The sequence below is a fragment of the Cnuibacter sp. UC19_7 genome, assembly GCF_042699995.1.
Lineage (GTDB): Bacteria > Actinomycetota > Actinomycetes > Actinomycetales > Microbacteriaceae > Cnuibacter.
The window spans coordinates 898487-911797 of record NZ_CP170560.1 but is presented as its reverse complement, the minus strand read 5'-3'; the positions used below and the strand labels follow the sequence as shown (position 1 = coordinate 911797).

The window sequence follows — 13311 nt, the reverse complement described above, 5'->3', positions numbered from 1 at the left end:
CGCGCACGGCGTGCGACGGACCTCTAACACGACGAAGTGGGAGACATGGTCAAGTACATCCTGGGAATCGACGAAGGCACCACGAGCGCTCGCGCGTTCGTGATCGACGAGGACACCAACGTCCGCGGGTTCGGCCAGGCCGAGCTCACACAGATCTACCCCCGGCCCGGCTGGATCGAGCACGACCCGATGCAGATCCTCAACGTCCAGCTCGAGGTGATCCGCGCCGCCCTCCGCGACGCCGGCATCACGCCCGACCAGCTGTCGGGCGCGGGCCTGACCAACCAGCGCGAGACCGGCATCGTCTGGGAGAAGGACACCGGCCGCCCCATCTACAACGCCGTCGTCTGGGCGTCGCGCCACTCGGTCGACATCGTCCAGGGCTGGGTCGACGCCGGGATCGGCGACCTCATCCAGGAGCGCACCGGCCTCATCCCGGATGCGTACTACACGGCCTCCAAGATCCGCTGGATCCTCGACCAGGTCCCCGGCGCGCAGGGCCGGGCCGAGCGCGGCGAGCTGCTCGCCGGCACCGTCGACACGTGGCTGATCTGGAACCTCACCGGCCGCAAGTCGTTCGTCACCGACTACTCCAACGCCTCGCGCACGATGATGATGAACCTCGAGACGCTGCAGTGGGACGACGAGCTGCTCGGCCACTACGGCATCCCGAAGGGGATGCTCGCGGAGATCGTGCCGTCCGACTCGAACTTCGGCGACATGGAGGCGACCTTCGGCACGTCGATCCCCATCGGCTCGGACCTCGGCGACCAGCAGGCCGGCCTCTTCGGCCAGGCCGCGTTCAAGCAGGGCCAGGTCAAGATGACCTACGGCACCGCGGGTGTGCTCAACATCAACTGCGGGTCCACGCCGCAGCGCATCGAGGGACTCACCCCGAGCCTCGCCTGGGGTGTGCAGGGTCAGACGGCGTACGAGATCGAGGGCGTGCTGTTCTCGATGGGCAAGACGATGCAGTGGCTGCGCGACGACCTCCAGCTCATCCACGCCGCGCCCGACAGCGAGTGGTACGCCGGCCAGGTGTCGAGCACCGAGGGTGTGTACCTCATCCCGGCCTTCACGGGCCTCGCGGCCCCCACCTGGGACCCGTACGCCCGCGCCGCCCTCATCGGCATGTCGAACGCGACGAACCGTCTGCACGTCATCCGCGCCGCGGTGGAGTCGATGGTCTACCAGACGCGCGACGTCGTCGAGGCTGCGCTGGCCGGATCGGACCTCACCATCCCCGAGCTGCGTGTCGACGGGGGAGCGGTGAAGAACAACCTGCTCTGCCAGCTGCAGGCCGACCTGCTCGGCATCCCGGTCATCCGGCCGAAGAACGCGGAGGCGACCATCTTCGGCGCGATGCTCATGGCGGGCCTGTCGACCGGCGTCTACTCCAGCCTCGAGGAGCTCGAGTCGAAGTGGGCCGTCGACCGCGTGTTCGAGCCGCAGATGAGCCGCGACCAGGCCGACTCGCTCTACGCCGGGTGGACCGCGGCGCGCGAGCTGACCAAGGGCTGGACCAAGAAGGTCCCGCTCTCCTAGAGACCGGGCGGCGTCGCGGATGCGCTCACGAGCATCCGCGGCGCCGTCTCGTCGTGCGCGCGGCCGGCCAGCGCACGATGCCCGACCCGACCGGCGACGAACGCCATCCGGCACATCACGACGAAGTGGGAGACCATGACACAGTACATCCTCGGAATCGATGAGGGCACGACGAGCGCGCGGGCGTTCGTCATCGACGAGGACACCAACGTCCTCGGGTTCGGCCAGGCTGAGCTGACGCAGATCTACCCGCGCCCGGGCTGGCTCGAGCACGACCCGATGCAGATCCTCAACACGCAGCTCGAGGTCATGCGCGCGGCGATCCGTCAGGCCGGCATCACGCCCGACCAGCTCTCCGCGGTGGGCCTCACCAACCAGCGCGAGTCGGGCATGGTCTGGGAGAAGGACACCGGCCGGCCGATCTTCAACCTCATCGTCTGGGCGTCGCGGCACTCCGACGAGATCGTGCAGGAGTGGGTCGACTCGGGCTTCGGCGAACTCATCAAGGAGCGCACCGGACTCGTGCCGGACGCGTTCTACGCGGCGTCCAAGATCCGCTGGATCCTCGACCACGTCGAGGGTGCACAGGAGCGCGCCGAGCGCGGTGAGCTGCTCGCGGGCACGGTCGACACGTGGCTGATCTGGAACCTCACCGGCCGCCAGTCGTTCGTCACCGAGCCGTCGAACGCCTCGCAGACGATGATGATGAACCTCGACACCTGCGACTGGGACGACGACCTCCTGCGCGAGATGCGCATCCCGCGCCAGATGCTCGCCGAGATCCTCCCGTCGGATGCGCACTTCGGCACGATCGAGGCCACCTTCGGCGCGGCGGTGCCGATCACGTCGAACCTGGGCGACCAGCAGGCGGGTCTGTTCGGGCAGGCCGCCTACAAGCAGGGCCAGGTCAAGATGACCTACGGCACCGCGGGTGTGCTGAACATCAACAACGGTCCGACGCCGTTCCGCCCGGAGGGTCTCACGCCGAGCGCGGCCTGGAACATCCAGGGCAAGCTCGCGTACGAGACCGAGGGCGTCGTCTACGCCATGGGCAAGACGATGCAGTGGCTGCGCGACGACCTGCAGCTCATCCACGCCGCGCCCGACAGCGAGTGGTACGCCGGGCAGGTCTCGAGCACCGAGGGCGTGTACCTCGTGCCGGCCTTCACGGGCCTCGCCGCCCCCACCTGGGACCCGACGGCGCGGGCGGTGCTCGTCGGCATGTCGAACGCCACCAACCGGCTCCACATCATCCGCGCCGCGGTCGAGTCGATGGTCTACCAGACCCGCGACCTCGTCGATGCGGCGGTGCAGGGCTCGGCCTTCGAGATCCCGGAGCTGCGGGTCGACGGGGGAGCGGTGAAGAACAACCTGCTCTGCCAGCTGCAGGCCGACACGCTCGGCATCCCGGTCATCCGCCCGAAGAACGCCGAGGCGACCATCTTCGGCGCGATGCTCCTCGCCGGCCTCTCCGCCGGCGTCTACAAGAGCCTCGACGAGGTGGAGGCGAAGTACCAGGTGGACCGCGTCTTCGAGCCCCAGATCTCGAGGGACCAGGCAGACGCGTTGTACGCGGGCTGGACCACCGCGCGCGACATGACGAGGGGCTGGACCCGCAAGATCGCCTGACCCCACCGCGGTCACCCCCCCCGGCTTTGTCCAGGTTTCCGTCGCGAATCGTCCCGATTCCGACGGAAACCTGGACAAAGCCAGGGGGTCAGGGGCGGAGGTCGAAGATGACCTTGCGGCCCGCGGCGACCTCGGCGAGGCCCTCCTCCCACTCCTCCAAGGGGAGGTGCAGGGGGGAGAGGGGGGTGAGGTCGACCTGGCCGGACTCCATCAGGCGGAGGGCGGTGCGGTAACTCGAGGGGCGTTTGCCCCGGGAGCCCAGCACCTCGATCTCGCGGTTGATGACCGCGTCGATGTCGATGTGCGGATCCTCGCGGAAGAACGCCACCAGCACGAGCCGGCCGCCGCGGCGCAGCAGCGGGATCGACGACTCCACCACGCCCGGGGCGCCGCTGCACTCGAACACCGTGTGCGCGCCGTAGCCACCTGTCAGGTCCTTCACCACGGCGTCGAGGTCCTCGGTCTCCGAGTCGACGACGTGGGGGATGCCGGCGTCCTCCGCGCGCCGCAGCGCCTCGTGGTGGCGGGTGCGACCGACGAGCACGACCGTGGCTCCTACGGCACGCGCGACCTGGGCGCACAGCTGCCCGATCGCGCCGGGCCCGATCACGACCACGACCTCTCCGGAGAGAGAGGGGCCCTGCTCCACGACCGCGTGCACCGCGATCGCGAGCGGCTCGGTGAGCGCGCCCTGCACGAGGTCGATGCCGTCGGGCAGCACGTGCACGGCCCGCTCGGGCATCACGAGCTGGTCGGCGAGCGCGCCGTCGGTGGTCGTCCCGATCCCCTTGCGGAACGGGCAGCGGTTGAACTCCTCCTGGCGGCAGTACTCGCACCGCATGCAGAGGTAGGCGTCGGTCTCGACGGTCACGCGGGCGCCGACCACGAGGTCGGGCCGGTCCACGATGTCGTCGGCGACGGCGGCGATCACCCCGGATGCCTCGTGACCGAGCGTCCGCGCGACGCCGAAGTCGTGGCTCCCCTCGACGGCGAGCCGATCGGTGCCGCAGACGGCGACGTGCGCGATGTCGATGAGCACGTGCCCCGGGCTGAGGGCGGGCGGATCGACCTCCCGGACCTCCACGTGGCCTGGTCCGGTCTCGTACTTCACGAGGGCTCGCACGGCGCCTCACGCTCCTTCGCGGGTGGGTGGCCGGATGTGGGATACACACCCCTATACAAGTTCTATCATCCCTCTTCCATCTGTATGTACATGTCTATATATTTGGCACGTCACTGCGGACATGACGTCCCACACGACGCACCTCAAGGGGGAGGACGAGGAACGAATGGGTCAGTACATCCTGGGGATCGATGCCGGCACGTCGGTGCTGAAGGCGGCGATCTTCGACACCAAGGGCAACGAGCTCAACCGAGGCGCGCGCAACGTGCCGATCACCAATCCGGAGCCGCATCTCGCGGAGGAGAACATGCAGGAGGTGTGGGTCGCCGCCTCCGAGGCGATCCGCGAGGCGCTCACCGGCACGAGCGTCCGTCCCGACGAGATCGTCGCGATCTCCGTCACGGGGCAGGGCGACGGCAGCTGGCTGATCGACCGGGAGACCGGCAAGCCGATCGGCCCCGCCATCCTCTGGACCGACGGCCGCACGGGCCCGATCATCGACCGCTGGTACGAGGACGGCACCGTCAGCGAGCAGTTCGAGATCTCGGGTACCGGCCCGTACGCCGGTACGGCCTCGACGATCCTCCGCTGGCGCGCCGACAACCAGGCCGACCTGCTCGGCAACGCCGTGAACCTCTGGTGCAAGGACTGGATCGAGTACAACCTCACCGGCGACATCTCGACCGACCCGTCCGACGCCAGCCTCTCGGGCATCGACGTGCGCTCGCGCACGTGGTCCGAGGAGGTCAACCGCATCTGGGGCATCGACGGCATCGACGCGGTGCTGCCCCCGATCAAGAGCCCCACCGACCTCGCCGGCACGGTCACGCGCGCTGCCGCCGGGGTCACCGGCCTCAAGGAGGGCACGCCGGTCTACAAGGGGCAGATGGACATCACCGCCTCCTCGCTCGGCGTGGGCGTGGCCCGCCCGGGCGACTGCATGGCGGTCATCGGCACCGCGGGGATCGTCACCGTGTGCACCGACGACATCTCGGGCGAGATCGAGCCCAAGGACGTCGGCTGGCTCATCCCTCACGGCCCCGACACCTGGATCCGCGCGCTGGGCATGAACTTCTGCACGCCCAACCTCGACTGGTTCCTGCGCGAGTTCGGCGGCCCGTTCCGCGCCGAGGCCGAGGCGCACGCCCCGTCGGACGGCGACCTCTTCGCCTACCTCAACCAGAAGGTGCTCGACACCCCGATCGGATCGCGAGGCGTGATCTACCACGGCTACCTCGCCCCCGGTGGCGAGCGCGCCCCCTTCGTTCGCCCGAGTGCTCGCGGCTCCTTCAACGGCATCACGGGCGACCACAACCGGTTCGACATGCTCCGCGCCGTCTACGAGGGTGTCGCCTACGGCATCCGCGACTGCCTCGACTCGATCCCGACCGAGGTGAAGACGGTGCGGATGGCGGGCGGTGGCGCGAACAGCCCGGTGTGGTGCCAGATCTTCGCCGACGTCCTCGGACGCAAGATCATCGTCCCCGCGGGCACCGAGTTCGGCGCCAAGGGCGCGGCCATCGTGGCGGGCGTCGGTGCGGGGCTGTACAACAGCTACAGCGAAGGTGCGGACTCGACGGTCAACATCGTGCGCGAGTACGAGCCCGACCTCGCGAAGACGGCGCTCTACACGCCGTTCTTCGAGGTCTACCGCGACATCCGCAAGTCGATGATGCCCATCTGGGACAAGCTGCAGAGCGCCACGCGTGGCGCGGCCGCGGCCTGACCCGCCCCACCCACCAGGAAGACCACCGGAGACCATGCAGCACCAGGCAGAGCCCTTCCCGAGCGACCCCATCCTCGAGTTCGAGTCGTACGTCTTCGACCTCGACGGGACCATCTATCTGGGAGAGGCTCTGCTCCCCGGTGCACAACGGCTGATCGAGGGCCTCCGCGCTCGCGGGAAGCGCGTGGTCTTCTGCAGCAACAACCCCACGAAGCGGCCCGACGACTATGCGGCGAAGCTGACCAGGCTGGGGCTCCCGACCGACGTGTCGGAGGTCTACACCAGCCTGGCGGCGACCGTGTCGTGGATCAGCCGCACGATGCCCGAGGCGAGGGTCTACCCGATCGGCGAGATGCCGCTCGTGGAGGCCCTCGCCGAGGCGGGCATCGAGATGACCGACGACCCCGAGCGCATCGACCTCGTGGTGTCGTCGTACGACCGCACGTTCGAGTACCGCAAGCTGCAGATCGCGTTCGACGCGCTCTGGTTCTACAAGCGGGCCCGTCTGGTCACCACGAACCCCGATCGCTTCTGCCCGTTCCCGGGCGGCCGGGGCGAGCCCGATGCCGCCTGCATCACGGCCGCCATCACGGCGGGCACGCAGGTCGAGTGCGAGGCCGTGTTCGGCAAGCCCTCGAAAGACCTCCTCGACATCATCTCGGCCGAGACCGGTCTCGATCCGGCCACCAGCGTGATGGTCGGCGACCGACTCGCCACCGACATGCTGTTCGCCAAGAACACCGGGATGCGCTCGGCGCTCGTGCTCACCGGCGAGACCGACCTCGACATGCTGCGCGTCGCCCCCGACGAGCACCGTCCCGACTGGGTGCTCGGTCGCATCGACGACCTCCTCGACCACCAGCCCGTCGCCTCCTGAGGCGACCCGAAGGGACACCGATGACCACCGCCACACTCGCCGAGCTCTCCCTCGCCTCCTCGCAGGGCGCCATGCGCGTCCTCTCGGGAGAGGGCGCGGTCCGCGGGATCGCCGCGCTCGTCGACGAGCTCGCCCCCGCCGGCGAGATCGTGCTGCTCACCGACTCGGCCGCGAAGGTCGTCGACACCGTCGACGTGCTCGAGGTCGTGCGGGCGCTGCTGCCCGAGGGGCGCGCGAGCCGCACGGTGGAGGTGCTCGAGTCCGGCCACGGCGTGACGCTCGACGAGGCGACGGTGACGCAGGCGTCGGCGGATGCGGCGGGTGCGGCCCTCGTCATCGCCGTCGGCTCCGGTACGGTGAGCGACCTCGGCAAGGTGGTGGCGGCCGCCGTCGCCGCGCCGCTCATCTCGGTGCAGACCGCGGCGAGCGTCAACGGCTTCGCCGATCCGCTCTCCGTCCTGGTGCAGAACGGCGCCAAGCGCACCGTCCCGAGCACCTGGCCCGCGGCTCTCGTCATCGACTCCGACGTCGTGGCCGAGGCGCCGGTCGAGCTCACCCGGGCGGGGGTGGGCGACGCCGTCGCGATCTGGTCGGCCCCCGCCGACTGGTACCTCGCGTGCGCCATCGGGATGGACCCGGGGGAGTACGAGGGTCGCTTCGTCGATCCCGTGCGCGACATCGCCCCGCGTCTCGCCGACGCCTCCGCGACCGAGGCCGATCGACTCGCCGCCCTCGTCGAGGTGCTCACCGTCGGCGGGCTCGTCATCGGCGATGCCGGCACCACCGCGCCGCTGTCGGGCGTCGAGCACCTGGTGAGCCACGTGCTCGACATGTCGGCGATGGCCGCGCACGCCCCGCACGACCTGCACGGGACCCAGGTGGGTGTGGCGAGCATCCTCGCCGCCTCGCTGTGGGACGTCGCGCTCCACGAGGAGCGCATCCTCGACCTCGGGCCCGGCGATCTCGTCGTTCCGTCCGGCCTGCGCGAGCGTGTGCTCGAGACGTGGCTGCCCGTCGACCCCTCCGGCGCGCTCGGCGAGGAGTGCTGGCGCGCGGTCGAGAAGAAGATGGCCCGCTGGGAGTCGGTCGGCGACCGCGTGGAGGCGTTCTTCGCCGCCCGTGACGGCCATCTCGCGACGCTCGAGCACCTCGCCGGCGACCCGGCGCATCCGGCCGAGGCGCTAAGGCTCTGGGGTGCGCCGCTCACCTTCTCCGAGCTCACCCCCGCCGTGTCGGGGGAGCGGGCGCGCTGGGCGCTCGGCGCCCTGCCGTTCATGCGCGATCGGCTGTCACTGGCCGACGTCTTCGTGCTCGCCGGTCGGTGGGACGATCGGCTGTTCGACCGCGTGTTCGCGCGTGCTGCCGAGGTCGGCGGAGGGCTCTGATCCTGCACGCCGGCTAGGTTGTATAGGGTTGGCTATACTTGTTATATTGGTCCGGATCGCAGCAGAGCCGCTCCGATCCAGAGGAGGGAACACCTGATGACTTTCGCCAGCACCAAGCAGCTCGCGCTGGAGGCGCGCGCAGCCGGCTACGCGGTCCCGGCGGTCAACATCGTCGACGGCATCTCGATCGCAGCCGTCGTGAAGGCCGCCGACTCGGTCGGCTCGCCGATCATCCTGCAGACCTCGGTGAAGACCGTGAAGTACTTCGGTGCGCCCGTGCTCGCCGCCATCGCCCAGGCGGCGGCCGATGAGGCCTCCGTGCCGGTGGCGCTGCATCTCGACCACTGCCCCGACAGGGCGGTCATCACCGAGGCGATCGCGCACGGCTGGTCCTCGGTGCTCTTCGACGCCTCCGATCGCTCGTTCGACGTGGCCCGCGCCGAGACCGCGGAGGTCACGGCCGAGGCGCACGCCCGGGGTGTCGACGTCGAGAGCGAGATCGAGAACATCGTCGGCGTCGAGGACGGCGTCGGCTCCGACGACCCGGATGTCCATTTCTACTCAGACGAGCAGCTCGTCGAGGTGGCGCAGGAGACGTCGACCGACCTCATCGCCCCCGCGCTCGGCACCGCGCACGGCCTCTACAAGGCGGCCCCGGTGCTCCTGGTCGACCGGGTGAGGGCGCTCGCCGCGTTGACCGACATCCCGATCGTGCTGCACGGCGGCACCGGGCTCTCGGCCGACGAGTTCCGCGCGTTCATCGACGCCGGCGTCTCGAAGATCAACATCTCCACGGCCCTCAAGCTGGCGTACATGTACTCGGCGCGCGACCACCTCAGCGAGGCCGAGCGCACGGGCAAGTGGGAGCCGGTGAAGCTCTTCGACCAGATCCGCGACTCGGTCACCGAGACCGTCATCGAGCACATCCAGCTGTTCGGCTCGGCGGGACGCGCGGGGGTGGCCGCGTGAGCGGGCGCGCCCTCATCCTCGACTGCGACGGCGTGCTCGCCGAGACCGAGCTCGACGGGCACCTGGTCGCGTTCAACCGCACGTTCGAGCAGCTCGGCTTCCCGTTCCGCTGGACCGCGGAGGAGTACGGGCCGCTGCTGCGGATCGGCGGCGGCAAGGAGCGCCTCAAGGCCTACCTGGCGCAGCATCCGGAGATCGATCTCGGATCGGGCGACCAGCTCGACGAGCGGATCCTCGCGGCGCACAAGCTCAAGTCGGCGATCTACGTCGAGCTGGTCGACGCGGGCGCTCTGCCCGGTCGCACCGGGATCGCGCGCATCATCGCCGAGGCGCTCGACGCCGGCTGGCAGGTCGCCTGCGCGTCGACGTCGGCCGAGAAGAGCGTCGAGGCCGTGCTCGCCTCCGTCATCGGCCCCGAGCAGCGGGCCAGGATGGCGGCCGTGTACGCCGGCGACATCGTGCCCGCGAAGAAGCCTGCGCCCGACATCTACCTGCTCACCGCCTCCGAGCTCGGCCGCACGCCCGATGAGGTCGTCGTGATCGAGGACTCCCAGTCCGGCGCCGCCGCGGCGGCCGCCGCCGGGATGGCACATGTGGTCACCGTCAGCCACTTCACGGGCGACGACGAGTTCCCCGCCGCGACGACCGTGGTCGACTCCCTCGGCGACGCGGGCGCCCCCGCGAAGCTCCTCGCCGGTCTCGACGTGCGCAACGCCGACGGGTTCATCGACCTCGCAGGCCTCGAGCGCGCCCTGGAGGACCACACCGCCGCCCGCGCCTCCTGACCCTCGCGCTCACGCCCGCGCGACCCGCGCTTTGTCCAGGTTTCCGTCGCGAAGCGCGCCGTTGAGGACGGAAACCTGGACAAACCCGGCGCCGGCGCCGCAGCGCGGGGGCTAGAGGTCGTAGTGGAACTCGAGGCGGATCATGTCGCCGCGGAAGTGGATGCGGGCGAACTCGAAGGGGACGCCCGATGCGGAGGAGATCCGTTGCTCCAGGAGGAGCAGGGGAGTGCCCGCGCGGTTGCCGAACAGCTTCGCCTCGGCCTTCGACGCCGCCGAGGTCTCGAGGGTCTCGGTCACGTGCGCCATCTGCAGGTCGTAGTCGAGCTCGAGCACGGTGCACAGCTGCTGCGACGCGAGGTCGCGCTCGGTGATGCCGGGTGCCAGCGACTCGGGGACGTACGACTCGTGCAGGCTGATGGGGGTGTCCTCCACCCGACGCAGTCGGCGGATGGCGTAGACGGGTGTGCCCTCGGCCAGACCGAGCTCGCGGGCGACCCGCGCATCCGCGTCGATGAGCTGCTCGCTGAGGATCTCGGTGCTCGTGGCGTAGCCCTGCTGCTCGAGCTGCTCGCGGATGCCCATGTAGGAGGGTGACCGCGTCGAGATCTTGCGGCGCGACACGAACGTGCCCTTGCCCTGGACCCGGAACAGCAGGCCCTCGTCGACGAGGCGCGCGAGCACCTGACGCGCCGTCATGCGGCTGATGCCGTAGAGCGTGTTGAACTCGTTCTCGGAAGGGATCTTCTGGTCGGGCACCCACTCGCCGCGGGTGATCTTGTCGCGGATGAGGTCGGACAGCTGCACGTAGAGCGGCGTCGCCGAATTGCGGTCGAGAACTTCAGTCACCGTCGAAATCTCCTCGCATCAGACCCGGGAGCACTCCGTCGTGATCTCGAAGTCCCCCGGTATTCTCGCAGTCACGATGTGTACATGTATAGAGTTGTACGGTAGGTTTGCTCCAGGTGACGCACCATCGTCGTGCTTCGCCCCAGCATATCCGACGCCTTCGGCGACGAGGCCGACCGTCGATCCCGTGTGACACACGGGCGATTCATCGAGGATGAGGATCAATGGCAACGACCACCAAGCTCAAGCCGGCCGCCCAGTGGGTGGAGCTGCGCACGACGAAGTCCGACTGGGACTCCGCCGACCCCAGGCTGCTGCAGACCATGCTGGTGCAGCTGAACCTGATCCGCGCCTTCGAGGAGTACGTCCTCGAGCTGGCCGGGCAGAAGCTCATCAACGGCCCGGCGCACTCGTCGATCGGCCAGGAGGGCGGGGCCGTCGGCTCGATCCTGCCGCTGGTGAGCGCCGATCAGATCAACGGCTCGCATCGCGGCCACCACCAGTTCCTCGCGAAGGCGCTCGGCCACGTCTCGCCCGACGGCTTCGACGCGAAGGCCGACTTCAGCCCCGAGGTGCGCGACGTGCTGTACCGCACGCTCTCCGAGATCGCCGGCCTCGCCGGCGGCTACTGCAACGGCCGCGGCGGTTCGATGCACCTGCAGTGGACCGAGGCGGGCGCCATGGGCACCAACGCCATCGTCGGCGGCGCCGTGCCGTTCGCGGTCGGGTTCGGCTGGGCCGACCGGCACGCCGGCACCGACAACGTGGCCTTCACCTACTTCGGCGACGGCGCCGTGAACATCGGATCGGTGCTCGAGAGCTTCAACCTCGCCTCGGCGTGGTCGACCCCGACCTGCTTCTTCATCGAGAACAACCAGTACGCCGTGTCGACGAACGTCGGCGAGGCCACCGGAGAGGCCCGGCTCTCCGGCCGCGGCCTGGGCTTCGGCATCCCCTCGTGGCGTGTCGACGGCCAGGACACCCTCGCCGTCTACCTCGCCACCAAGGCGGCCGTCGACTACATGCGGAACGGCGGCGGCCCGACCATCATCGAGGTCGACACCTACCGCTACTTCCACCAGAACGGCCCGTTCCCGGGCAGCGCCTTCGGCTACCGCACGAAGGACGAGGAGAAGTCGTGGCGCGACCGCGACCCGATCGCGATCATGGAGCAGCACCTCGTGCGTCGCGGCATCCTGACCGCCGACGAGGCGAAGGACCTCCGCGCCCGCTCGAAGGCGATCATGCAGGAGATCGGCACGACGGTCGTCGAGCCGGTGCCGGGCGGCAAGCCCGGTCAGCTCCAGATCCAGTCGCAGCTGTGGCCCGACCCGGCGAACATCAACGCCGGCATCCGCGGCGAGATCCCGTCGTTCGAGGGCCTCACGGTCAAGGACGACTCCGAGCTCGGCCCCGACGACCTCGAGCAGAAGAAGTTCGTCGACGTCGTGGCCGAGGTCATGCACCGGCGGATGGAGCAGGACCCGAGCATCGTCGTGCTGGGTGAGGACGTCCACCGCCTCAACGGCGGCTCGCGCGGCGCCACGAAGGGCCTCGCCGACGACTTCCCGGACCGCACGCTCGGCACCCCGATCAGCGAGAACGCGTTCACCGGCTTCGGCGGTGGCCTCGCCCTCGACGGCCGCTACTACCCCGTGGTCGAGCTGATGTACGCCGACTTCCTCTGGGTCGCAGCCGATCAGCTGTTCAACCAGATCGGCAAGGCCCGCCACATGTTCGGCGGCAAGCACGACATGCCGCTGCTGCTCCGCATCAAGATCGGCACCAACACCGGTTACGGATCGCAGCACTCCATGGACCCGGCCGGCGTCCTGGCCACGAGCGTCGGCTGGCGGATCATCGCACCCTCGAGCGCGGTCGACTACGTCGGCCTCCTCAACACCGCGATGCGCCTGAAGGACCCGGTCGCCGTGCTCGAGCACGACGCCGACCTCTACAAGACGGTCGGCGACGCCCCGAAGGACCTCGACCTCCTGCTGCCGTTCGGCAAGGCCGCGGTGCGCCGGCAGGGCGAGGACGTGACCGTCATCAGCTACCTGTCGATGGTCGCCCGAGCGCTCGAGGCGGTCGACAAGGCCGGCGTGGACGGCGAGGTCATCGACCTGCGCTGGCTCGACAAGGCGAGCGTCGACTGGGACACCATCGGCGAGTCGATCAAGAAGACCAACCGCGTGATCATCGCCGAGCAGGGCTCGGCCGGCACCTCGTACGGGGGCTGGATGGCCGACGAGATCCAGCGGCGCTACTTCGACTGGCTCGATGCCCCGGTGCTCCGGGTCAGCGGGTCGGAGTCGTCGCCGAGCATCTCGAAGGTGCTCGAGGCCGCCGCGCTGGCGACCACCGACGACATCGTCGCCGCCATCGCCGAGATCGTCTGACGTCGGCCGAAGAGAACCAGAGAGGAT

At 69.5% G+C, this 13311-nt stretch carries 11 protein-coding genes; 8 read left to right on the top strand and 3 right to left on the bottom strand.

The features are described 5' to 3' along the window. Positions 1-45 precede the first annotated feature (45 nt). On the top strand, positions 46-1545 hold the full coding sequence (locus tag ACFJGV_RS04290) for an FGGY family carbohydrate kinase (protein ID WP_378147097.1): 1500 nt from the start codon (positions 46-48) through the stop codon (positions 1543-1545). On the opposite strand, the gene ACFJGV_RS04285 is transcribed toward ACFJGV_RS04290, so the two are convergent. Then, positions 1542-1682, bottom strand: a complete 141-nt coding sequence (locus ACFJGV_RS04285; protein ID WP_378147095.1) for a hypothetical protein — start codon at positions 1680-1682, stop codon at positions 1542-1544. The two genes, ACFJGV_RS04290 and ACFJGV_RS04285, sit on opposite strands and share 4 nt — an antisense overlap. On the opposite strand from ACFJGV_RS04285, the gene ACFJGV_RS04280 reads away from it, so the two are divergent. Further along, positions 1681-3174 (top strand): FGGY family carbohydrate kinase, encoded by a 1494-nt coding sequence (locus tag ACFJGV_RS04280; protein WP_378147094.1) that lies wholly within the window; start codon positions 1681-1683, stop codon positions 3172-3174. The genes ACFJGV_RS04285 and ACFJGV_RS04280 overlap by 2 nt on opposite strands. An 88-nt stretch (positions 3175-3262) precedes the next feature. Here the strand turns inward: ACFJGV_RS04280 and ACFJGV_RS04275 are convergent, their stop codons facing one another. Beyond that, on the bottom strand, positions 3263-4297 hold the full coding sequence (locus ACFJGV_RS04275) for a zinc-binding dehydrogenase (protein WP_378147093.1): 1035 nt from the start codon (positions 4295-4297) through the stop codon (positions 3263-3265). 121 nt (positions 4298-4418) lie between these two features. Here ACFJGV_RS04275 and ACFJGV_RS04270 point away from each other — a divergent pair, with 121 nt between their 5' ends. The 5 genes from ACFJGV_RS04270 (at position 4419) to ACFJGV_RS04250 (ending at position 10039) form a co-directional block, all read left to right on the top strand. Beyond that, positions 4419-6023 (top strand): FGGY family carbohydrate kinase, encoded by a 1605-nt coding sequence (locus ACFJGV_RS04270; RefSeq protein ID WP_378147091.1) that lies wholly within the window; start codon positions 4419-4421, stop codon positions 6021-6023. Positions 6024-6057: 34 nt separating this feature from the next. Further along, complete coding sequence (locus tag ACFJGV_RS04265) at positions 6058-6900, top strand: HAD-IIA family hydrolase (protein ID WP_378147090.1); 843 nt, start codon at positions 6058-6060, stop codon at positions 6898-6900. Positions 6901-6920: 20 nt separating this feature from the next. Next, positions 6921-8285: an iron-containing alcohol dehydrogenase gene (locus ACFJGV_RS04260; protein WP_378147088.1), complete on the top strand. Its 1365-nt coding sequence runs from the start codon at positions 6921-6923 to the stop codon at positions 8283-8285. 96 nt (positions 8286-8381) lie between these two features. Continuing rightward, on the top strand, positions 8382-9254 hold the full coding sequence (locus ACFJGV_RS04255) for a ketose-bisphosphate aldolase (RefSeq protein ID WP_378147086.1): 873 nt from the start codon (positions 8382-8384) through the stop codon (positions 9252-9254). Then, on the top strand, positions 9251-10039 hold the full coding sequence (locus tag ACFJGV_RS04250; RefSeq protein WP_378147084.1) for an HAD-IA family hydrolase: 789 nt from the start codon (positions 9251-9253) through the stop codon (positions 10037-10039). The genes ACFJGV_RS04255 and ACFJGV_RS04250 overlap by 4 nt, the downstream gene beginning before the upstream one ends. A 111-nt stretch (positions 10040-10150) precedes the next feature. Here ACFJGV_RS04250 and ACFJGV_RS04245 read toward each other — a convergent pair whose 3' ends face one another. Continuing rightward, on the bottom strand, positions 10151-10885 hold the full coding sequence (locus ACFJGV_RS04245) for a GntR family transcriptional regulator (protein ID WP_378147082.1): 735 nt from the start codon (positions 10883-10885) through the stop codon (positions 10151-10153). 224 nt (positions 10886-11109) lie between these two features. Between ACFJGV_RS04245 and ACFJGV_RS04240 the strand changes: the two genes are divergently transcribed. Further along, entirely contained in the window at positions 11110-13284 is a 2175-nt protein-coding gene (locus ACFJGV_RS04240) for a thiamine pyrophosphate-dependent enzyme (protein ID WP_378147080.1), read from the top strand. Positions 13285-13311: the final 27 nt, after the last annotated feature.

Coding starts and splice junctions, on each gene's coding strand:
- ACFJGV_RS04290 (WP_378147097.1), top strand. CDS start 46: ATGGTCAAGTACATCCTGGGAATCGACGAAGGCACCACGAGCGCTCGC.
- ACFJGV_RS04280 (WP_378147094.1), top strand. CDS start 1,681: ATGACACAGTACATCCTCGGAATCGATGAGGGCACGACGAGCGCGCGG.
- ACFJGV_RS04285 (WP_378147095.1), bottom strand. CDS start 1,682: ATGGTCTCCCACTTCGTCGTGATGTGCCGGATGGCGTTCGTCGCCGGT.
- ACFJGV_RS04270 (WP_378147091.1), top strand. CDS start 4,419: ATGACGTCCCACACGACGCACCTCAAGGGGGAGGACGAGGAACGAATG.
- ACFJGV_RS04265 (WP_378147090.1), top strand. CDS start 6,058: ATGCAGCACCAGGCAGAGCCCTTCCCGAGCGACCCCATCCTCGAGTTC.
- ACFJGV_RS04260 (WP_378147088.1), top strand. CDS start 6,921: ATGACCACCGCCACACTCGCCGAGCTCTCCCTCGCCTCCTCGCAGGGC.
- ACFJGV_RS04255 (WP_378147086.1), top strand. CDS start 8,382: ATGACTTTCGCCAGCACCAAGCAGCTCGCGCTGGAGGCGCGCGCAGCC.
- ACFJGV_RS04240 (WP_378147080.1), top strand. CDS start 11,110: ATGGCAACGACCACCAAGCTCAAGCCGGCCGCCCAGTGGGTGGAGCTG.